This is a genomic window from Streptomyces yatensis, assembly GCF_018069625.1.
Classification (GTDB): Bacteria; Actinomycetota; Actinomycetes; order Streptomycetales; family Streptomycetaceae; genus Streptomyces; species Streptomyces yatensis.
Genome location: NZ_CP072941.1, coordinates 8653520 through 8675670, shown reverse-complemented (window position 1 = coordinate 8675670; position 22151 = coordinate 8653520). Strand labels below are relative to the sequence as shown.

The following is a 22151-nucleotide window of genomic DNA, read 5'->3' as shown; positions in this document are numbered from 1 at the left end:
GATGGCCTCGCCAACCAGCGCCGACGAGGTGTCCACCGCCGCGGCCACCGACGCCGCGATGGCCCACACCTACCGCGGCATCCCCATCGGGGACCGGCTGACGCCGCACCCCACCCCGGTGTCCTGGCTCGCACACCACGCCAGGACCCGGGGCGGGGCCCCCTTCCTGACGACCGTGGCGGACGACGGTGAGCTCACCACGCTCAGCTACGGCGAGGCCGATCTGCTCAGCCGGCGCCTGGCCCGATGGCTGCGCACCGAGCTCCGGGTGGCGGCCGGGCGGACCGTGGCCCTGGCCCCGGTCAACGACCCGGCCTCGATCGTGGCCGTCCTCGCGGTGCTGCGGTCGGGCTGCCCGCTGCTGCTGCTCGGCCCGCAGGACCCCGCGGACCGGCGACGGCAGCAGACCGAGGCGGTGCGGGCGCAGGTGGTGCTGCGGCCGCCCTCGGTGCCCGCCGGGGCGCTGCCGGAGGCGGTCGTCCTGCCCGATCCGCGGACCCTGGAGGGGCCGCGGGACGACCTCGGCGGCCCGGAGATCGACCCGGACCAGGACGCCCTGTTCTTCGCCACCTCCGGATCCACCGCGGCCTCCAAACTGGTCGCCCAGTCCCACTACAACGCCGCCGTGAACGCGGAGGCGCTCGGCCGCCACCACCGGCTGCGCCCCGGTGACCGGCTGCTCGGCTGCCTTCCCGTCCACCATGTCAACGGTCTGCACTTCACCGTCCTCGGCGTGCTGGCGGCCGGGGCCCATGTGCTGCTCGCGGACGGCTTCGATCCGCTGCGCTACCCCCGGCTGCTCCAGCGGTTCCGGCCGCGGATCGCCAGCGTCGTCCCCAGTGTGCTGGAGGCGCTGCTGGAAACGTGGCGCTCGCCCCGGCTCCCGGACGACTTCGGGTACTTCGTCTCGGCGGCCGCGCCGCTGACCACGCGCACCGCGCGGGCGGTGTGGGACCGGTTCGGTGCCCGGGTGCTCCAGGGCTACGGGCTGACCGAGACGGTGAACTTCTCCACCACGATGCCGGCCGATCTGTCCGAGGACACCTACCGGCGGCTGATGCTCGACACCGACATCCCGTCGATCGGCACGGCCCTGTTCGGCAACGAGGTGGCGGTGCTGACCCCGGAGGGCGAGCGGGCGGCCCCCGGACAGGTGGGAGAGATCTGTGTGCGCGGCCACAATGTGATGTCCCGCTACGAGGCCAACCCGGCCGCGACCGGCGAGGCGTTCGCGGGCGGCTGGTTCCACACCCAGGACCTGGGGATGGAGGTCACCGACCCGGATCGCGCCGAACCCTTCGTCGTCGTCACCGGGCGCCGCAAGAACATCGCCAAGGTCGGCGGCGAGACCGTCTCCCTGGACGAGATGGACCGGGTGCTGCGCGCCGTGCCCCAGGTGCGGGACGCCGCGTGTGTCGCGCTTGCGCACCGCTTCCTGGGCGAGGAGATCGTGGCGGCGGTGGTGCCGGCCCCCGGCGCCGACGGCCCTCCCGATGTGCTGCCCGCACTGGCCGCGGCGTTCCGGCCCGCGGTGCTGCCCCGCCGTGTGGTGCCGTTCGACGCCATCCCGAGGACCCGGACCGGCAAGGTCCTCCGCCGCGAGCTGGCCGACCGGCTGGCCGCCACGGCGCGGGACGGCGCCACGGACGGCCACCCGCACCCGGCCCCCGCATTCCCCCCGCCCAGCCCCAGGAGTACCCCATGAACACCCCCACCGGGATGACATCCCGCGTCACGGACCTGCTGTGTACGGTCCTCCAGATCGAGCCGCCGCCACCCGGGGCCGATCTGATCGAGTCCGGTCTGCTCGACTCCATCGGCTTCATGAATCTGTTCATGGCGATGGAGAAGGAATTCGGCATCGGTGTGACGGCCGCCGACCTGTCCCAGGATCGCTTCCGCACCGTCGAGCGCATCGCCGCGTTCGTGGCGGGCAAGCTGGGCCCCGCGGTCGCCGAGACGGTGCTGACCGACCCCCGCACCGGAGCGGAGCGGCGGCGGATCGCACTGGGCGGTGAGCCGGAGGTGGCGGCCGCGGTGGCCGAGTCCCGCGCCGCCGCGCCCGCCTGGGCCGCGCTCACGCCCCGCGTCCGGGCGCGCCGGCTGCTCCGCCTCGCCGACCTGATCGAGGAGCGGTCCGCCGAGTACGTGGCGGCCGAGCGGGCGGGCACCGGCAAGCCGGCCGCCGAGGCCGCGGGCGAGGTCGAGAACTGCGCCGATCTGCTGCGCTTCTACGCGGGCGCGGTGCGCGCCGACGTCGCTCCGGCGGGCGGGCACCATCTGCCCGGCCGGGAGAGCTGGGTGCGCTGGGAGCCGCTGGGTGTCATCGGGGTGATCGTGCCCTGGAACTACCCGTTGATGATGGCCGCGTGGCGCATCGGGCCCGCGCTGGCCACCGGGAACACGGTGGTCCTCAAGCCCGCGCTGACCACCCCGGACACCGCGCTGCTCCTGGCGCGGGACGCGGCGGCGACGCTGGGGCCCGGTGTCCTGCTGACGGTGCCGGGCGACCGCGACACCGGCCGTCTGCTGGTGGACAGCGACGTCGACGCGGTGGCGTTCACCGGCAGCGAGGCGGGCGGCCGCGACATCGTCACCCGTGCCGGACTGCGCCGCGTCAGCCTGGAGCTCGGCGGCAACTGCCCGGCGCTGGTGCTGCCGGACGCTCCGCCGGACACCTTCGAGGCGCTGGTGCGGGCCGCCACCTACAACGCCGGGCAGAGCTGCGCCGCCCCCGCCCGCGTCATCACCCTCCGGGAGAACTACCTGGAGACCGTCGAGGGGCTGGCCAAGGCGATGGCCGACCGGCGCGCCGGTGTCCACTTCGGCCCGCTCAACAACGCGGACCAGGCGGCCCGTTACGACCGGATCATCGGGCAGAGCGCGGCGGCCGTCGAGCACATCGCCCCGCTCGCGCCGCCCCCGGGCGAGGAGGGCGGCCACTGGCGGCCCGGCCGCATCCTCGCCGACCTGCCGCCGGACGATCCGGCGGTGCTGGAGGAGGTGTTCGCGCCGGTGCTCACGGTGCAGGCGGCGGACGACCACGCCGAGGCCCTGGCCCTGGCCAACTCGGTGCCGCAGGCCCTCGCCGCGAGCGTCTGGGGCACTTGTACGGACACCGTCCTGGAGCTGGCCCAAGGGCTGAACGCCGGGGAGGTGTGGGTCAACTGCTGCCTGGAACAGACCGCGGAACTGCCACACGGCGGACGTGGTGGCTCGGGCCACGGCACGGACATGAGCGTGCTGGCGCTCACCGAGTACCAGCGCCCCAAGACCGTGACCGTACGCGTGGGCAGGGGCTGAGCGATGGCGGAGACCCGGTTCCCGGCCGAGCGGACGGCGGCCACGTGGCGATGGGAGGTGAGCCAGGACCCGCGGGAGGCACACGCGCTGCTGTGCGCGTGCGACGCCCACCAGGCGGCCGCCTCCGGCACCCCGGCCCCCCGGCGCCGCCCCGAGACCACCGAACACCGGGTGCGGTCCGGCGCGGTGCGTCTGCTGCGCCACGGCGCACACCCCGCCGGGATGTTCACCCTGACCTGGGATCCGCCGTTCACCGTGGACGAGGGCGTGTTTCCCCGCGCCGAGCGGCCGATTCACCTCTCCCGGCTGGCCGTGGCGCCCGAGTGGCTCGACAACGGGTCGCTGGTGGGGCTGCGATGTCTGCGCCACGCCATCGAGGAGGCGGAGCGGGCCGGTGCGGACGTACTGCGCTCGGAGGCCAACCCTGACCTCACGGACACCCGGTCGCTGCTGGACGTCCTGGGGTTCCGGCAGTACGGGCCCACGCTCGGCGACGCGGGCGGCAGCCGCCGCGCCCATCTGCAGAAGACCCTCCGCGCGGCGGCCCCCGCCCCCGGCCGGGAGGGCTGATGGCGGCGACGATACGACGGGAGAGCGTCGGCACCACCGTGGGCCACCGCGGGCAGGGGCCGGCCGAGGTGGACGCCTACACCCTGGACACCGGCGCGGGCCTGGCCGTGGTGGTGTGGACCTACGGGGCGCAGCTCGTGGAGGTCCTGGTCCCCGACCGGGAGGGCCGCACCGGCAATGTGGTGGTGCGCCTGCCCGACCTCGGCGGCTATGAGAACCGCGCCGCCAATCCGTATGTCGGCTCCACCGTGGGCCGTTACTGCCGGTGTGTGGCGGGCGGCCGGTTCCGGCTCGACGGCGTCGAGTACCACCTCGACCGCAATGACGGCGACCACCACATCCACGGCGGAGACCTCGGCTTCGACCGGTATGTGTGGGCGGCCGAGGCGGAGCGCTCGGGCGAGGTGCTGTCGCTGCGGCTGCGCCTGGACAGCCCGGACGGCGACCAGGGCTACCCGGGCGCGCTGTCCGCCGAAGTGCTCTACCAGGTCTCCCCCGACGGGACGTTGACCTTCGCGTACACGGCCACGACCACCGCGAGCACCATCGTGGGGTTCACCAACCACGCCTACTGGAACCTGGCCGGCACCGGACGGATCGACGGCCATCTGCTGGCGCTCAACTCCACCCGGGCGGTGGTCTTCGACGACCAGCTCATCCCCCTCCCCGGGCCGCCCGCGGACATCACCGGGAGCCCGCTGGACCACCGCGCGCCCAAGCCGGTGGGCGAGCTGCGGCTGGACAACTGCTTCGTCCTGGACGACCCGGACTGGGCGGCGCGGCTGCACGACCCCGCCTCGGGGCGCACCATGCGCGTGGTCACCGACCAGCCCGCGGTGGGGGTGTACTCGGCCGACGGCTTCGCCGGGCGGCGGCGGTCCGGCATCTGCCTGGAGACCGGCCCCATGCCGGACGCACCCAACCGCGACGACTATCCCCCGGTGCGCCTCGACCCCGGCGAGACCTATCGCCATCGCACCGTTCATCACTTCTCGGCCCACTGAGCCGCACCCGCCCACCGGGCCCGATCCACAGGAGGTATACGCGTTCATGGACCCACTCATGGTTTCCGTGGCGGAGGCCGTGCGGCGCCGCGCGGAGGCGCCGCCACCGGCCACCGCCCTGGACCCGGACGCCGAGCTGTCCGCCCTCGGTGTGAGCTCGCTGGGGGTGGCGGGCCTGGTCGTGGACCTGGAGGAGACCTTCACCTTCCGGTTCCCCGACGACGCCGTCACCCCCGAGGTGTTCCGCACCATCCGCACCCTCACCGACACCGTCCGCACGCTGTGCGGACCGCAGGCCGGCTGACCATGCGGATCCATGGAGACGCGGTCCGGGTCGGTGTCCACTCGGGCCAGCAGTACACGACCTTCGCCGAGGCGCTGAAACTGTGGCGGACGGCGGAGGAGCTCGGCTACGACTGGGTGTCCCTCTTCGACCACTTCCGCCCGCCCATGGGCGGCCCGGCGGGCCCGTGCTTCGAGGGCCTGTCGCTGCTCTCGGCGCTCGCGGCGCACACCAGCCGGATCCGCTGCGCCGTGCTCGTCTCGGCGGTGACCTGGCGGCACCCGGCGCTGGCCGCCGCTGCCGCGGCCACCATCGACCATGTCTCGGACGGGCGGCTGGAGTTCGGGCTGGGCGCGGCCGGTGCGGATCTGGCCTACGGCCAGTACGGCATCCCCTTTCCGAGCGCCGGGACCCGGCTGGACATGCTGGACGAGGCCTGCCGCGTGATGCGGGCGCTGTGGACCGGCGGCCCCGCGACGTTCGCCGGACAACACTTCCGCCTCGAGGACGCCCATCTGCGGCCACGCCCCCTCCAGCGGCGGCTGCCGCTGGTGATCGGTGGCGAGGGCGAGCGGCGGATGCTGCGGATCGTCGCGGAACACGCCGACATCTGGAACACCCTCGCCCGCACCCCGGACAGCTACCGCCACAAGCTCGGGAAACTGGCCGAACACGCCGCCGTCGTGGGCCGCGACCCCGGGACCATCCGCCAGTCGGTGACCTTCCGGGCGATCCTCGCCGAGGACGAACGGCAGGCGCTGGAGCGCAAGGAGCGGCTGCTGGAACGGGTGGGCCCCGATTCGCCGGTGTGGCCGGAGTATCTGGTCTTCGGCACGCCCGAGCAGTGTGTGGAGCGGCTGCGGCCCTATCTGGACCTGGGCGTACGCGACTTCCTGCTCGGCGCCCGGCCGCCGGTCGACTGGCAGACCCTCGAACTCTTCGCCCGGCATGTCGCCCCGGCGCTGCGCGCCCACCCGGCCGGCTGAACGGCCGGCCGCCACCGACCACCTTCCCTCACACCGCGGCCCACGGAGGCTCACCATGGAGAACTACTACTACACGGACGGCTTCGCCACCTTCTTCGACAGCCGGTACACGGGATGGGTCCACACCTTCTCGCCCCGGCTCGCCGACCACCTGGACCGGCAGGGACTGCCGGAGCGTTCGGTGATCGACCTGTGTTGCGGCACGGGCGTGACGGCGTCCGTCTTCTGTGCGGCGGGCTGGCAGGCCACCGGCGTGGACGGGTCGGCCGCGATGCTGGACATCGCGCGCAAGAAGCTCGCTCCCGCCGTGGAAAGCGGCACGCTGACGCTGATCGAGGCCGACGCCAGGACCTTCCGCACCCCGCGCCCGGCCGCCGCCTGTGTGAGCCTGGACGGGGCCCTCAACCACCTGGGGTCGGTGGCGGAGCTGACCCAGTGCTTCACCTCGGTGCGCGAGGCACTGCTGCCCGGCGGGGAGTTCATCTTCGACCTCTACGCCGGATCACACTTCCGCCACTGGAACAACGTCACCCTGACCGACGACGCCGAAGCGGTGATCGTCAAGCGCGGTGTCTGGGACGACGGCGCGAGGACGGGGATGCTGCGCGTCTCCGGCGTCTTCGGCACGGGGATGGCCGCCGAGCGGGTGGACCAGACGCTGCGCAGCTGGGAGTACGACGACGCCGAGGTGGCCGGAGCGCTGGAGGCGGCCGGCCTCGTCCCGGCCGAGCACGACTTCGAGCAGGCTTACGTCAAATGCGATTCGGGCTCGTGCTCCCTGACCCCCGTCCCCTGCCGCACCATCCACCGCGCCCGTAAGCCCCTCGAAGAGAAGTGACCGGCCGCTCACCCACCCCCTCACCACACAAGGAGCAGCGATGACGACGACACCGCACTTCACCCCCACTCCGGCAGCCACTCCGACCACCGACTCCCTGTTCTGCTCGTCCGTGGCGGTCTCCGCCCTGTCGGCCGCCGTGGAACTCGGGCTGCTGGACGACCTCAAGGACCGCGGCGAGATCCGGTTCGACGACCGTCAGGAGGGCGCGGACCGGATCGACCCCGCCGTGGTCCGCGGCATACTCCTGCCCCTGGAATGGGCCGGCATCGTCGAGCTGGACGACCGGTCCGCCCGCCCGGGACCGGGCTTCGAGGCGGCCTACCTCGACCGCGGCTACTTCTACTGGCTGGCCGGTGGCAACGGCGAGCTGACCAGCCGGGCACCGCATGTGGCGCTGGAGCGCAACCGGCACGGCGAGTTCTACCACCGGGACATGCGGGCCGTGGCGGTGAGCTCCCGGATGATCGGCGACGTCGAGGTCGAGCTGCGCTTCGACAAGATCCTCGCCGACCAGCCGCCGCGTGCCGTGTGCGACCTGGGCTGCGGCTCCGGCCAGCGGCTCATCCGTATCGCGGGCAATCACCCCGGTGTCCGTGGCGTCGGAGTGGACATCGCGCCCGCGGCCGTGGAACTGTCCGGGGCCTCCTTCGCCGAGGCCGGGATGGCGGACCGGATCTCGGTCCACCACGGCGATGTGCACGCGCTGCCCCAGCTGCCGGAGTTCGCCGGTATCGACACGGTCACCTGTGTGTTCATGGGGCATGACTTCTGGCCCTACGACAAGTGTGTGACGGTGCTGCGCCGGATCCGCGAGGTCTTCCCCGATGTCGAGCGGTTCCTGCTGTGCGATGTGGTGCGCAGCGAGGTGGCGCCGGGTCCGCAGACGCCCATCTTCACGCTGGGCTTCGAGTTCGCGCACGCGCTGATGGGGGTGACGCTGCCGACGCGGTCGGAGTGGATGGCGGCGTTCGACGCCTCGGGCTGGGAGTGCGAGGCGGTCCAGGAGTTCAACCGGCCGCCCGGCGGTCTGCTCTTCGAGCTGCGCCCCGGCCGCTGACGCCCGCGGGGTGCTGTTCCCCTCCTCGCTCCTTCCCGCCCCTTCCCACAACCGGGGCTCCGCCCTCACCCCGCTCCTCAAACGCCGGAGGGGCGGGACGGCGGGAGGGGGAGGGGAAGCATCGATTGCGGCTCCGCCCGCGTGGCGCTCCGGACCCGCCGTAGAGCCCCGACGAAAGCGCCGCTCGCCTCCTGGGAAGGGGGCGAGCGGCGCTTTCGTCCGTCGGGACGGATAGGGGGTCGGCCGGTGTCAACGCCAGGCGCGGCCGGAGACTCCGCTCAGATTCCAGCCGTCCGGCCGGTCGAGGGCGCTCAGCGCGGGCGGCATCTCGGCGCCGGTCGCGCGGACCATCAGGCTGGGGAGGTACATATCGCGGGTGAACAGGCCGGTGGGCTCGTCGAGTTCGGCGCCGAGCGCGCGCAGCGCCGCCACCCGCACCGCCGGCAGATCGCGGACCCACATCAGCACCTCGGCGCCGGGCAGCCACGTCAGGGCGGCCTCCACCAGGTCCGCGAACACCTCGTCGGAGGTGGCCTCGCAGTCCACGATGGTCGTAGGAGTTTCCCCGTCGTCGGTGTCGACGCCCGAGCGGTGTCCGATGAGATAGCCCTCGACGGGTCCGTCACCGGCCACCAGGTGGAAGTACCGGGCCAGGGGGTTGGCGGCGCGCCAGCGGAAGTAGGCGGCGTCCCGCGCCGGGCGCGGGCCTTCGCCACCCGGCAGCCGGGCCACCAGCCCCGCCATCGCCTCCGCGTCCACGGCGGCCAGCGGACGTAGGGTCAGGCCGGACCTGGCTCCTCGGGTGGCGGGCAGCTCATGCCACGGCCATTCGGCCACCAGTGGCTTCTCGCGTTTCACCACCGCTTGCGCCCAGGGGCCGATCGGGCGCCATCCGTTCATCAGCATGGCGGGGCCAGCCCCCTGGTCGCCGAAGTCCAGCAGCCAGGGCACACCGTCGGCGCGCAGCCGGGCCACCACCTCGTCGGTGAGCATCCGGAACAGCGGGCTGCCCTGGTACCGGGGGGCGACCACGGTGTCGGTCAGGCAGGGCAGCATGAACCGGTCCCCCGCCACCTCCCAGCAGGCGCCGAAGACCCCCACCATGCCGACCAGTTCTCCCCCCTCGCGGGCGAGGGTGACATACCGGTCGTCGAGGTGGGGGTTGGTGGCGTACTTCCAGTCCATATAGGCCAGGTTGGCGTCGCGGCCGCCGCGCCAGAGCGAGTCCTGGAAGTCGGCGATCTCCGCTCGGTCCCGGGCCGTGCAGGCAGTGAAGGAGAACTCGCTCACGCGCCGCCACCGCCGCCGGGGACGGCCTCGTCGGCGGTGAAGCGCTGCTGGAGTGCGCGCAGGTCGGTCTTGCCGTTGGCGTTGGCGGGCAGCGACTCCAGTGCGAGCCAGCGCGACGGCAGCATGTACCCGGGCACCTTGTGCGCGAGCCGTGCCTTCACCTGTGCGGTCGTCAGCGAGACACCGGCGGCGAGGGTGTAGGCGGCGCAGATCAGCGGGGACCCGGCGGCGCCCGGCACCGACACCACCGCCCCGGCGGCGATCTCCGGCAGCGAGTGCAGCTCGGTCATCACCTCGTCCAGCTCCACGCGGTAGCCGTTGACCTTGACCTGGCGGTCGGCGCGGCCGTGGAAGCGCAGCAGCCCGTCGGCGTCCTTGCTGCCGAGGTCTCCGGTGCGGTACGCGCGCCGTCCGGAGCCGGAGGGCAGCTCGATGAACGAGGCCGCGGTCCGCTCGGGGTCACGCCAGTATCCCGGGCTGACGCCCGCGCCGCCGATCACCATCTCGCCCACCTCGCCGGGGGCGACCGGGCGCAACTGGTCGTCGACGGCCTCCAGCCACTCGCCGGGGATGGCCCGGCCGACCGGAAGCGCCTCGTCGGGCAGTTCGGTCAGGGTGTGGAAGGAGCTGGCGATGGTGGTTTCGGTGGTGCCGTAGAAACCGGTGAAGGTGACGTGGGGCAGCCGGCGCATCCAGTACTCCACATCCGTGGGCGGGAAGACCTCACCACCCCACAACACCCGGCGCAGGTGCGGGAAGTCGTCCTTCTCCACCACATCGTGGCGTGCCATCGCGCTGAGCACGGACGGCACCGAAAGCCACTGGGTGAGCCGTGCCTCGCGGATGAACGCGGCCAGTGTGGTCGGCAGCAGGCTCGCCTCCGGCGGGACCAGATGCAGCTCGGCCCCGCAGATCAGCGGCCCGTACACATCCCACAGCGAGCCGTCGAAGTGCATCTGGAGGTGGCAGGAGATCCGGTCGTCCGGGCCGAGCCCGAAGTGTTCGTTGGCCCAGGTCACGAAGTGGACGATGCCGGAGTGGGTGAGCGGTACGCCCTTGGGCTCGCCCGACGAGCCGGAGGTGAACAGCACATACGCCACATCGGACGCGCCGCTGACCGGCTCGGGTGCCGTCGTCGGCGCCGAGGCGATATCGGCCGCGGTGATCGAGGGAAGGTCGCCCGCGGCCGTGGCGTCCCCGTCGGGCAGGCACAGGCCCGCCACCGCGCCGGGCGCGGCGGCGGCCGCCACCTCGGTGGCCAGCGGGGTCCGCTGCCGGTCGGCGAGGAGCAGGCATGGCGCGGTCTGGTCCACGATGGACACCAGCCGGTCCACCGGCGACGCCGTGTCCAGGGGCACACAGACGCCACCGGCCTTGAGCACACCGAGCAGGAACACCACCGCGTCCGCGCCCTTGGGCACCAGCACGCATACGCGGTCGTCCGGGCGCAGCCCGCCGGCCCGCAGCGCGTGGGCCAGCCGGTGGGAGCGTTCCTCCAGCTCTCGATAGGTCAGCCGGGTCGGTCCGAACACGACCGCGTGCGCTTCCGGAGTTCGCGTGGCCTGTGCGCTCACCAGCGCGTCAAGACGGGTCATCCGATTCTCTTCCTGTGTCAGAGCTTGTCGATGTGCACCCGGACCGCGGTGCCGTCGCCGATCAGGCCCTCGTGAGCGGCGTCCGCGACGGGGCCGAACGTCACGCGCCCGGCCAGGGTCTCGGCCTTCAGCAGCGCGTCGTGGGCGCGGATCCGTGCCGCCACCGTCTCGGGCAGATCCACGCTCAGCGCGATGTGGTCGGACACCTCGAAACCGGCCGCGCGGCGCGCCTGCTGCACCACGCGCACCAGGTCGCGCGCCGCGCCCTCGGCCGCCAGTTCCTCGGTCACCTCGACATCGAGGACGACCAGTCCGGCTCCGCCGGGCAGCGCCGCGACGGCGCCCGGTCCATCGGCGACGAGCCGCAGCTCGTACTCACCGGCGAGCAGTTCCCGCCCCGCCGCCACGACGTGTCCGTCCTCGTTCGTCGTCCAGTCGTCGGTGGCCGCGGCGCGGATGACCTCCTGCACCGCCCCGCCGAGACGGGGCCCGCATTTGCGGGGGTCGACGGTCAGCCGCATCCGGCCGTGTGCGGAGACATCGGTGGTGAGCTGGACGTCCTTGACGTTGAGCTGGTCGCGCAGCAGCGCGGTGTAGGGCTCCAGCGCGGGGGCGTCGGGGTCGGCGATCACCAGCCGCGCCAGGGGCAGCCGCAGCCGCAGCTGATGGCTCTTGCGCTGGCCGAGCGCGGTCGAGGCGACCTCCCGCACCCGGTCCATCACCCGCACCAGCTCCGGGTCGGACGGCAGTTCCCCGGGAGTGGGCCATGAGGTCAGATGCACCGACCGGCCGCCGGTCAGCCCGCGCCAGATCCGCTCGGTGATCAGCGGCAGCAGCGGTGCCATCAGCCGGCACAGCACTTCGAGCGCGGTGTGCAGGGTGTCCACCGCCGCGCGGTCTCCGGCGGCGAACCGGTCGCGGGAGCAGCGGATGTACCAGTTGGTGAGCACATCCAGGTGGTCGCGGAGTGCGGAGCACGCGCGGGAGAGGTCGTAGCCGTCCATCGCACCGGTCGTCAGCTCGACCAGGGCACGGGTCTTGGCGAGGAGGTAGCGGTCCAGCGGATGGTCCGCCTCGGTGCGGACGTGGCCCTCGGTGTCGCCCGCGTACAGGGCCAGGAAGTGCCAGGCGTTCCACAGCGGCAGCAGCACCTGGCGCAGGGCTTCCTTGCTGCCGGCCTCGGTGACCTCCAGGTCGCGGGCGCGCAGCAGAGGGGAGCTCATGAGGAACCAGCGCATGGCGTCGGAGCCGTCGCGGGCGAAGACGTCGTTGACATCGAGGTAGTTGTTGCGCGCCTTGGACATGGCCTGGCCGTCGTGGCCGAGCACCACCCCGAGGACGGTGCAGTTGGCGAAGGCCGGCCGGTCGAACAGCGCGGTGGACATGACGTGCATGTTGTAGAACCAGCCACGGGTCTGGGCGTAGTACTCGACCACGAAGTCACCCGGGGAGTGGCGCTCGAACCACTCGGCGTTCTCAAAGGGGTAGTGCACCTGCGCGAACGGCATGGAGCCGGTCTCGAACCAGCAGTCCAGCACCTCGGGCACCCGCCGCATCACCGCCCGGCCCGATGGATCGTCGGGGTTGGGGCGCGTCAGCTCGTCGATGTACGGACGGTGCAGATCGCTCGGCCGTACGCCGAAGTCGCGCTCGATCTCGTCCAGGGAGCCGTACACATCGACCCGGGGGTGGGCCGGGTCGTCCGACACCCACACCGGGATGGGGGCGCCCCAGTAGCGGTTGCGGGAGATGTTCCAGTCCTTGGCGCCGCGCACCCAGTTGCCGAACTGGCCGTCGCGCACATGTTCGGGTGTCCACCGGATCCGCTCGTTGAGTTCGAGCATGCGGGTGCGGAGCCGGGTGACGGCGACGAACCAGGTGGGGATGGCCTGCTGCAGCAGCTGACTGCCGCAGCGCCAGCAGTGCGGGCGGGACCGGGTATGCGGCCGGCTGCTCAGCAGGGCGCCGCTGGCCGCCAGCAGACCGGTCACGGTCTCGGCGGACTCCAGCACCGGGGCTCCGGCGCACGGCGGCACCTCGTCGGTGTACCGGCCGCCGGAGTCGACCGGATAGGTCCGGCCGATGCCCGCGTCGGTGGCGAGGGTGTGGTCCCGTTCGTCGAAACACGGGGTCACGGCCACCGCACCGGTGCCCTCGTCGGTGTCCACGAAGCGTTCCGCCACCACGACATGGCTGTCCTCGGCGGGGGCGGAGAAGTCGAACAGCGGGGTGTAGGCGCGTCCCGCCAGCTCGGCGCCGCTGTGCCGGGCGACCACCGGGCCGTCGCCCACCAGCTCGGCATGGGCGCCGAGCCGGTCGGCCGCGACCACCAGGCGCCGCCCGGCGTGCTCCACCACGGCGTACTCCGCGTCGGGGTGCACCGCCACCGCCGTGGCGCCCGGCAGCGCCCAGGGCTGGTCGGACTCCACCAGCAGCAGCTCGCCACTGTCGAGCCGTACGCCCACGATCACGGTGCTGCCGGGCACGTCGCGATGGGTGTCGCTGCCGTCGATACGGCCGCTGCTCTCGGCATTGGCCAGCGGGGTCTCGCAGTGCGCGCAATACCAGGAGACCGAATGTCCCTGATAGATGAGCCCCTTGTCCCACATGGTTTTGAACGCCCACATGACGCTCTCCATGTAGTCGAGGTCGTGGGTTTTGACGGACTCGTCGAAGTCGACCCAGCGGGCCTGCCGATTGACGTAGTCGCGCCATTCTCCGGTGTAACGCATCACCGTCGTCCGGCACACCTCGTTGAACCGCTCGACGCCCATCCGCTCGATATCGGACTTGGCGGTGATGCCGAGTTGTTTCTCGGCGTCCAGCTCCGCGGGCAGCCCGTGCGAGGTCCAGCCGAACCGCCGCTCGACCCGGCGGCCGCGCATCGTCTGATAGCGCGGCACCACGTCCTTCGCATAGCCCGCCAGCAGATGCCCGTAGTGCGGCAGGCCATTGGCGAACGGCGGACCGTCGTAGAACACGAATTCTTCGGCGTCGTCGGATTTCCGCGCTGCCACGGACTCATGGAAGATGTCGTGCTTCTCCCAGTAATCCAGTACGTCGAGTTCGACATCGGGAAAGTGCGGTCTCGCGGGTACGCCTTCGGCCCCGGCCTTTGGATATGCCATCGCTCAGTAAACCTCGCAGGGTCGGCCCGCAGTGCAGTGAGGGCCGACTCTAACGATGGGCCGGGCAACGTCCGGTAATCGTGGAAACATCGGCTTCCCCACCGGCGGCGCCGCGCGATTACCCGGCGGTTCCGTTCACCGTGGCCGGGCACAGCCGCCGCGGCGCGGTGTCGTCGCGGAGCTTGGCGTCCGCACAGCCACCGGGCAGGCCCTTGTGGGGTGTTGTGCCGAAGTTGGCGGTGACGGTGAGGGTGTCGTCGCCGAAGACGGTGCGCTGCACGGTGCGATCGGCGGTCAGCGCCCGGAAGTCGGTCAGCGGCTCGGTACCGGCCGCCTGGTGCAGGGGCGCGAAGTACCGCTGGAGGGTGGCGAGTTGGCGGCCGCTCCTGTTCAGCGAGTCGCCGGTGAGCACGAAGTTGAGCGGGGTGTTGTCCAGCATGCCGAGCAGCGCCCGGTCGGTCTTCTGCCGAGGCAGCTTGTCGTACGACAGCTCCCAGCGCTCGGTGTTCACCACGGAGTCGTGGAGCGCGGTCTCGTACAGGGGCACCCGGTACACCGGGTCGTACATCGCCTTCGCCACATCGGCGGGCAGCTCCGCGGGCTTGAAGAAGACGCCCGGCGCGTCGGCGGGGGCGTAGCCGCCCCAGGTCGCCTTGTCGCGCTGCGCCGCCCACAGACCGCCCGCCACCGGGGTGCCCGAGCCGTGGTCGAAGGCGAGGTCCCGGTTGGCCCAGGCCCCGGCGGACTCCGAGCCCAGGACCAGCCCGCGGTCGGAGAGCCGCTTCATCCGGGCCAGCCGGTTGGCGCGGTCCTCCGCCTTGGTCATGGGGTGAGCGGTGCTGTGGTCGCGGAACAGCTCACCGGCCGCGTCCACATCGAGGAAGTAGCTGTCGGCGCCCGCCTCGGTCATCTCGCGGATGCGGTCGGCGAGGTAGTGGTGGCGCGGCTCGGCCCTCTCGAACGCCTCGGAGGAGAGGTAGCAGCCGCGGTCGTGGAAGCCGGGGACGGGCTTGCCGTCGGCGTCCCGGACGCAGAAGTCCGGGTACACCGTGCCGGGCCAGGTGGACGTCGGCGCGTCGGAGGTGGCCGGGTCCTGGCCGTTGGCGAACGAGTCGTACGGGCCGACGAGATAGCCCGCCTTCTTCGCGGCCGCGGTGGCGGCGGCGTCCATCGGCCGGTCGTCGGCGTCGTAGCCGAGCCACATGCGGTCCACACCGAGGCCGCGCAGCCTGCCCATGAAGCCGGCCTTGCGGGCGTCGCCCCACAGATAGGCGTGGAACGCGCCGAGCAGCTTCCCGGTGGCCGGTGTCTCCCGGATCTTCTCCCGCAGGCTCTTCAGCTGTCCGTGTTCGCCGAGCCAGGCGCGGTAGTCGCGGGCGGCGGCCACCGGGGAGCCGTCGGTGAGGGAGAAGGCCACGGTGTACCGCGTGGTGCCGTCGGCCCGCGAGAACCGGTGGGTGGCGGCGGTGCGCAGCCTGCCCGCGTCGGAGGTGACGCGCAGCGATGTGCCGATGTCAGTGGGCACGAGATAGCTCACGCCCTGGCGGTCGCCGAGCGTGTAGCCCCACAGGGGCATCGACAGATCCGACTCCATGGCCATGTCGGTGTCGACCAGATCGGCCCGGGAGGAGTTCCAGAAGCGGTCGGCCACCGGCAGCGACAGCCCCTCGCCGCGCGGCAGCTGTACGGCGGTGGCGCGCCGGTCGGTGCCGGTGACCGGCCACGAGAGGGTGCGCGCGGTCTCGCCCGCGGCCTTTCCGGTGGCTTTGCCGGTGGACTTGCGGGGGGCCTTTCCGGTGGCCGTCACCGACAGCTCCAGCCGGCCGCGGTCACCGGCACGGGCCGTGACGTCCAGTCCGGTGTCCGGATAGCTCCAGCGGGCGGTGCCCGCGGAGGTGGTCACCGAGCCCGGTTTCCCGGGGGCGGTGGCGGCGGGCGCGGACAGCTCGACGGTCCCCCGACCCGTACGAGCCGTGACCCGCAGCGAGGCGGTGTCGACGGTGGCGGTGCCGCCCGACACCGGGACCTCCACACGGTGGCCACCGACCACGACCGGCCGGGGCGCGTCCCCGGAGCGGGTGGTGCCGGAGTGGGCGGTGGAGGCGAGGGTGGTCGAGGCGAGGGCGAGGCAGGACGCCGCGCCCGCGAGTGCCACCGCGGCGGTCACCCGCGGCGGGGCGAAGTGGTTGCGTTTCATGGGACGTTGATAGCGAGCCGATATAAGAGGGCTTCTAAGAGGCGGCCCCGGAGGGCTTCGGCGGGCTTACGCCTGCGGGGCCGGACCGCCGGACCGATGGCGCGGGATGCGCAGCCGGAAGAGCGCACCGCCGCCCTCGGCCGCCTCCGCGGTGAGCGCGGAGCCGTGCGCCCGGGCGATCTGCCGGGCCATGGCCAGCCCCAGCCCGGAGCCGGGGAGCGCACGGGCCTGCCGGGAGCGGTAGAAGCGGTCGAAGACGTACGGCAGGTCCTCGGCGGCGATACCGGGCCCGTGGTCACGGACGGTGAGGTCGATGGCGTGTGGGCCGGTGGTCAGCCGGATCTCCACCTCGGCGCCGGGCGGGCTGAACTTCGCGGCGTTGTCCAGCAGATTGGTCAGCAGCCGGGCCAGCCGCGCGGGCACCCCGTCCACCGTGACCTCGGCCAGCTCCATGGTGAAGGTGGTGTGCGCCCAGTGCGAGCGGGCCTCCTCGACGCACCGGGCGGCCAGCAGATCCAGCCGTACCGGCTCCACCAGCGGCAGCGGCTCCTTGTCCCGCGCCAGCTCGATCAGGTCGTTGACCAGACCGGTCACCTCGCGCAACTGCCCACCGAGCGCCGACGCCGCACGGTCCCGCTGGGCGGGGGTCAGCCGGTCGGCACGGGCCAGCAACTCGGCGTTGGTGCGCAGCGCGGTCAGCGGGGTGCGCAGCTCATGGGAGGCGTCGGCCACCAGTCGGCGCTGGGCGGCCACCGACTCCTCCAGCTCGCCGAGCATGGTGTTGAAGCTCCCTGCCAGCCGGGAGATCTCGTCCCCGCGCCGCCCCACCTCCGGCGGCAGCTCGATGCGATGGGCCGGATCGCGGGTGGCGGCGATCCGTTCGGCGGTGGCGGTGAGCCGGGTGACCGGCGCCAGCGCCCGCCGGGAGGCGAGATAGCCGAGCCCGGCGGCGAGCAGCGCCCCCGCCGCGCCGATGGCGGCGAGCAGCCGCGCGGCCTGGCGTTCGCCCTGCTCGACGGTGTCGGAACGCACCGCGAGCTGGAGCGCGCGAGGGCCGCGCAGTGGGGTGGTCAGCGTGCGCATCCGGTGTCCGCGCACGGTGACCTCGCCGTAGTACGCGCCGCGGGTGCCCGCGGCCACCTGGCGGGTGGCGTCGGTGACCCGGATCAGCAGGTCCCTGCCCGCCGGGTGGCCCGGTGTGCCCGTCCGCGGGGTGACGACCTGTGCGCAGGCCGGGGCGGCCAGCCAGCGGCATTCGCCGTACAGCGTCCCGGTGCCCTCGTCACGCCGCTCCTGGGCGAGCAGGGTGGCCTGCTGGGTGAGCTGGAGGTCGAGCTGCCGCACCAGTTCGTAGCGGATGACCACGTACGCGGCGACGCACACCCCGGCCGTGACCAGCGCCACCGCGGCCGAGGTGATCAGCGCCATCCGGGTGCGCAGCGGCAGACGGGCCGTCAGACGGCTCCCGGCTCGGCTTTCTCGGGACCGCCGGTCTCCGGACCGGCGTTCTCCGGACCGGCGGCCTCCGGACCGGCGGCCTCCGGACCGGCGAGCGGCGCTCATCGCTCGCCCAGTTCGTAACCGATGCCGTGCACCGTGTGGACCAGCCGCGGCGCGCCCTCCGCCTCCAGTTTGCGACGCAGATAGCCGATGTACACCGCCAGCGAGTTGGAGTCCGAGGCGAACTCGGTGCCCCACACCAGCTCCTGGATCGGCTCCCGCGGCAGCACCTGACCGGGATGGCGCAGAAACACCTCCAGCAGCGCGAACTCGGTGCGGGTGAACTCCATCCGCCGGCCGCCGCGCATTCCGGTGCGGCTCTCCGGATCGACGGTCAGATCGGCGAAGGAGAGCACACCGGACACGTTCTCGTCGACGGCCTCGACGGGCGCGGCACGCCGCAGCAGCGCCCGCAACCGAGCCAGCAGCTCATCCAGCGCGAACGGCTTGACGAGGTAGTCGTCGGCCCCCGCGTCCAGCCCCGCCACCCGCTCGCTGATCTGGTCCCGGGCGGTGAGCACCAGGACGGGCGTACGGTCGCCGAGCCCGCGCAGCCGGCGGCACACCGCCAGCCCGTCCATCACCGGCATGGCCAGGTCCAGCACGATGGCGTCCGGCGGTGCGGCGGCGACCGCGCTGAGAGCCGCCAGCCCGTCCCCGGCCACCCGCACCTCGTACCCCTCCACGGCCAGCCCGTCCACCAGGGCGGCGCGGACCTCCGGATCGTCGTCCACCACCAGCACGGCCGCCGTCCGGGGGTCGGTGGGCTTCCCCCGACCGGACGGGGAGGACGCGGCAGCGGACATCACGGGGCCTTTCGGATGGGCACAGGTCAGCCCCCACCCTGGCAGAACACGCTCTTAGAACACTCTTAACGGCATCGGCCACACTGGGCGAGTGCGGATCGGCCGGGGCACGGCGCGCGCCCGGTCGCCGCCACCACGGGCCGTGGGGCGCCCACGCCACGGCCCGTCGGGCGCCCACGCCACGGCCCGTCGGGCGCCCACGCCACGGCCCGTTAGTCCAACACCCCCGCGCACTTGTCCATGGGCGGCCGCCCCGCCGCCGTCCCAAGGTGGAGCACCATTCCCACCAGCGAGGGAGGAGCCGGCGCGTTGACCTACGCAGAGGAGGGGCGGCCGAAGGAGGGATGGCCCGGCCGCAGAGCGGTCGTGGTCACCACCACACTGGCCGGAATCGGAACGGCCATCGGCACGGGCGGTGGCACCGCGCACGCCCGTGACACGGCACCCGGCCGTGCCGCCGCACACGTCCGCGCCACCGAGCGCACGCTGCGGTCGAGGCGGCTGGAGGTCCGGGTGGACCCGGAGTTCCCGCGCGTCGTCGCGTACATCGACCGCGAGACCGGCGCGGTGCTGCACGGCCAGCGGGAGCCGGTCCGTTCGGTGCTCATCGACGGCGTCGAACGCACCCCGCGCACCACCGCCGTCACCAGCGGCCCGGACCACATCAGCTACACCCTCGCCTTCGGCGCGCCCACGGCCACCTCGGGGGCGGACACCTCCGGCACGGGCACCGCCGACGCGTCCGCCTCCGGCACGGACGCCGAGATCGACATCCGGATCCGGGTCAGCGAATGGCAGGTCGACTGGCGGGTCACCCGGATCGCCGACACCGACGCGCTGCGCGTGGGCACCCTGCGCATCCCCCAGCTCGCCTTCCTCAGCGTCCGCGCCGACCAGCCGGGCGCCACCCTGCTGGCCGCCCGGATCGACCTCGACCAGGCCAAGAGCGGTGACACCGCCGTCCGGCCCACGGCCGACACCCCCACCGACGGCGCACCCATCGGCTGCGCCTACGCCGTCGTCAGCACCGACCGGCTCGCGGCCGCCGTCGAGACCAACACGGTCTGGGACAAGCCCTCCTCCGCCGCGGGCACCACCTGGGACAACGGACGGCTGTGGCGGCAGACGGTACGTGAGGACGGTCAGATCACCACCCGGCTCACCTGCGGTGAGTGGACCCACCGGGCCGCCACCGCGGCCGTCGGCGCCACCGAACCACTGCCCTGGGCCACCGTGGTCCTCACCCGGGACCGCAACGGCGACGGCGTGGTCGACTGGCAGGACGCCGCCATCGCCTTCCGCGACATCATGGTCAATCCGCTCGGCGCCGACGAGCAGCATCTGCGGGTCGTCCCGCACATCCCGTTCAACTTCGCCAGCCAGGCCACCAACCCCTTCCTCGACACCCTCGACAACGTCAAGCGGATCGCGCTGGCCACCGACGGACTGCGGCAGTACACCGTGCTCAAGGGCTACCAGTCGGAAGGTCATGACTCCGCCCACCCCGACTACGCGGGCAACTACAACACCCGCGCCGGTGGCCTGGCCGACCTCAACACCCTGTTGCGTTCCGGGCGCCGCTGGAACAGCGACTTCGCGGTGCACGTCAACGCCACCGAGTCCTATCCGGTGGCCAACGCCTTCTCCGAGACGCTGGTCGACAGAGACGACAAGCAGTGGGACTGGCTGGACCAGTCCTACCGCATCGACCCCCGCCGCGACCTGGTCTCCGGCGACATCATCCGGCGCTTCCAGGATCTGCGGAACGACGCCGACCCGGCCCTCGCCGCGCTCTACATCGACGTCTTCCGCGAGTCCGGCTGGAACTCCGACCGGCTCCAGCGGGCCCTGCGCGACCAGGGCTGGCGCGTGACCACCGAATGGGGCCACGGGCTGGAGCGCTCCTCGCTGTGGTCGCACTGGGCCACCGAGACCGACTACGGGCCGGATACCTCGCGCGGTATCAACTCCCGGCTCATCCGCTTCATCCGCAACCACCAGAAGGACGTCTTCGCCGACAAGTGGCCGACCCTGCTGGGCATTCCGCGGATGGGCAACTTCGAGGGCTGGACCGGCAAGACCGACTGGACCGCCTTCTACCGGCTCATCTGGACCCATAGCCTGCCCGCCAAATACCTCCAGGCGTATCCCATCCGCACCTGGGGCGACCACGAGATCACCTTCGAGGGGCCCGGCCGCACCTCGGTCACCGACACCGGTGGCGTCCGCCGCATCACCACCGACGGGCGGCTGGTCTACGACGGCGGTGGCTATCTGCTGCCCTGGGAGCCGCGCGAGGCCACCGACCCGGCCAAGCTCTACCACTACAACCCGGCCGGTGGCACCACCCGTTGGCCGCTGCCGCGCGGCTGGTCGGAGCAGCGGTCCGTGGTGCTGTACCGGCTCACCGACCAGGGGCGCGCCGAGCCGGTCACGCTGCCGGTGCGCGACGGCCACGTCAGCATCACCGCCGACCCCGACGTCCCGTATGTGGTGCTGCGCTCCCGGGCCCGTGCCCAGGCGGCCCCCGGCTGGGGCGAGGGCACCCCGCTGTACGACCCCGGTTTCCGCTCCGGATCGCTGCGCGGCTGGCAGACCACCGGCCCGGCCACCGTCGAGCGCAGCCCGCTGGGCGACTACGAACTGGTCGTCGGCGAGGGCGCGGCCGCCACCGTCGGCCAGCGGCTCGACCGGCTGGCCCCCGGTGGCTATGTGGCCTCCGTCCAGGTGGAGGTGGGCGCGAAGGCCGGTGACCGGCGGCGGGCCGCGCTGCGGGTGCACACCGCCGACGGCGTCACCGCGGAGAACTGGACCGAGACCTCGACCGCCGTCAACCACATGGCCGCCGACCGCAAACACGGCACCCGTTTCCAGCGGATGTTCACCTTCTTCACCGTCCCCGAGGGCGGCGGACCGGTCAGTCTCACCCTGGCGGTGGCCGAGGGCAGCGCCCGGGTCCGTTTCGACCGGCTGCGGGTGGTGCGGGCCCGGCGCACGACGAAGCCCGGCGCCCTGGTGTACGAGGACTTCGAGCGGGTGCCCCAGGGCTGGGGCCCGTTCGTCAAGGGCGACGCGGGCGGGGTGACCGACCCCCGCACCCATATCGCCCAGCGGCACGCCCCGTTCACCCAGGCCGGCTGGAACGGCAAGGTGATCGACGATGTGCTCGAAGGCGGCCAGTCCCTCAAGTCACGTGGTGAGAACGCGGGTCTCGTCTACCGCACCGTGCCCCACACCGCCCGCTTCCGCCCGGGGCGGCGCTACCGGGTGAGCCTGACGTACGCCAACGAGGCGGCCGGTCAGTACGCATGGATCACGGCCGTGGACGAACCCGGACCGCGCGAGTTGGAGCGCACTGCCCTGCCCGCCGCCGCCGGGCGGGCCAGCCACCGCTACACCGTCACCGCGCCCGCGGACGGTGAGATGTGGGTGGGGCTGCGGAAGACCGGCGACAGCGGTACCGCGGAGTTCACGCTCGACTCCTTCACCGTGGAGGAGCTGGACTGACCCGGCCGAGGGAGCGGGGCGGCGCGGACACATCTCCGCCGCCCGGCTCCCTTCCCCTTCTCCGCCAAGCCCCCGCCAGGGCCA

Annotated in this window: 15 protein-coding genes; 9 read left to right on the top strand and 6 right to left on the bottom strand. The window is 72.8% G+C overall.

Going from position 1 to position 22151, the window contains the following annotated elements; all coding sequences use genetic code 11:
* The first annotated feature begins 1 nt into the window (after position 1).
* Genes J8403_RS36335 through J8403_RS36300 form a run of 8 tightly spaced genes read left to right on the top strand, consistent with a single transcriptional unit; the run spans position 2 to position 8044 of the window.
* Positions 2 to 1705 (top strand): class I adenylate-forming enzyme family protein, encoded by a 1704-nt coding sequence (locus J8403_RS36335; RefSeq protein WP_211126871.1) that lies wholly within the window; start codon positions 2 to 4, stop codon positions 1703 to 1705.
* On the top strand, positions 1702 to 3303 hold the full coding sequence (locus tag J8403_RS36330; RefSeq protein WP_246586159.1) for an aldehyde dehydrogenase family protein: 1602 nt from the start codon (positions 1702 to 1704) through the stop codon (positions 3301 to 3303). Before J8403_RS36335 ends, J8403_RS36330 begins: the two co-directional genes overlap by 4 nt.
* A 3-nt stretch (positions 3304 to 3306) precedes the next feature.
* The gene (locus J8403_RS36325; RefSeq protein ID WP_211126870.1) at positions 3307 to 3873 is read left to right on the top strand and encodes an N-acetyltransferase; all 567 of its coding nucleotides are present in this window, start codon (positions 3307 to 3309) and stop codon (positions 3871 to 3873) included.
* Complete coding sequence (locus J8403_RS36320) at positions 3873 to 4877, top strand: aldose epimerase family protein (protein WP_211126869.1); 1005 nt, start codon at positions 3873 to 3875, stop codon at positions 4875 to 4877. Before J8403_RS36325 ends, J8403_RS36320 begins: the two co-directional genes overlap by 1 nt.
* Positions 4878 to 4923: 46 nt before the next feature.
* Positions 4924 to 5181 (top strand): phosphopantetheine-binding protein, encoded by a 258-nt coding sequence (locus J8403_RS36315; RefSeq protein WP_211126868.1) that lies wholly within the window; start codon positions 4924 to 4926, stop codon positions 5179 to 5181.
* A gap of 2 nt (positions 5182 to 5183) precedes the next feature.
* On the top strand, positions 5184 to 6146 hold the full coding sequence (locus tag J8403_RS36310; protein WP_211126867.1) for an LLM class flavin-dependent oxidoreductase: 963 nt from the start codon (positions 5184 to 5186) through the stop codon (positions 6144 to 6146).
* Positions 6147 to 6201: 55 nt separating this feature from the next.
* Entirely contained in the window at positions 6202 to 6984 is a 783-nt protein-coding gene (locus J8403_RS36305; protein ID WP_211126866.1) for a class I SAM-dependent DNA methyltransferase, read from the top strand.
* A gap of 40 nt (positions 6985 to 7024) precedes the next feature.
* Positions 7025 to 8044, top strand: coding sequence for a class I SAM-dependent methyltransferase (locus J8403_RS36300; RefSeq protein ID WP_211126865.1), 1020 nt, complete (start codon positions 7025 to 7027; stop codon positions 8042 to 8044).
* A 249-nt stretch (positions 8045 to 8293) separates the two neighbouring features.
* On the opposite strand, the gene J8403_RS36295 is transcribed toward J8403_RS36300, so the two are convergent.
* From J8403_RS36295 to J8403_RS36270, 6 genes are all read right to left on the bottom strand, one after another.
* The gene (locus J8403_RS36295; protein WP_211126864.1) at positions 8294 to 9334 is read right to left on the bottom strand and encodes a GNAT family N-acetyltransferase; all 1041 of its coding nucleotides are present in this window, start codon (positions 9332 to 9334) and stop codon (positions 8294 to 8296) included.
* Positions 9331 to 10929, bottom strand: coding sequence for an amino acid adenylation domain-containing protein (locus J8403_RS36290; RefSeq protein ID WP_211126863.1), 1599 nt, complete (start codon positions 10927 to 10929; stop codon positions 9331 to 9333). Before J8403_RS36290 ends, J8403_RS36295 begins: the two co-directional genes overlap by 4 nt.
* A 17-nt stretch (positions 10930 to 10946) precedes the next feature.
* Entirely contained in the window at positions 10947 to 14057 is a 3111-nt protein-coding gene (gene ileS / locus J8403_RS36285) for an isoleucine--tRNA ligase (protein ID WP_211126862.1), read from the bottom strand.
* A gap of 118 nt (positions 14058 to 14175) precedes the next feature.
* Positions 14176 to 16254, bottom strand: a complete 2079-nt coding sequence (locus J8403_RS36280; protein ID WP_211126861.1) for a glycoside hydrolase — start codon at positions 16252 to 16254, stop codon at positions 14176 to 14178.
* Between the two features lie 66 nt (positions 16255 to 16320).
* The gene (locus J8403_RS36275) at positions 16321 to 17682 is read right to left on the bottom strand and encodes a sensor histidine kinase (protein ID WP_211126860.1); all 1362 of its coding nucleotides are present in this window, start codon (positions 17680 to 17682) and stop codon (positions 16321 to 16323) included.
* A 131-nt stretch (positions 17683 to 17813) separates the two neighbouring features.
* Complete coding sequence (locus J8403_RS36270) at positions 17814 to 18560, bottom strand: response regulator transcription factor (protein ID WP_246586158.1); 747 nt, start codon at positions 18558 to 18560, stop codon at positions 17814 to 17816.
* Between the two features lie 309 nt (positions 18561 to 18869).
* Between J8403_RS36270 and J8403_RS36265 the strand changes: the two genes are divergently transcribed.
* Positions 18870 to 22067, top strand: a complete 3198-nt coding sequence (locus tag J8403_RS36265) for an endo-alpha-N-acetylgalactosaminidase family protein (RefSeq protein WP_246586157.1) — start codon at positions 18870 to 18872, stop codon at positions 22065 to 22067.
* Positions 22068 to 22151: the final 84 nt, after the last annotated feature.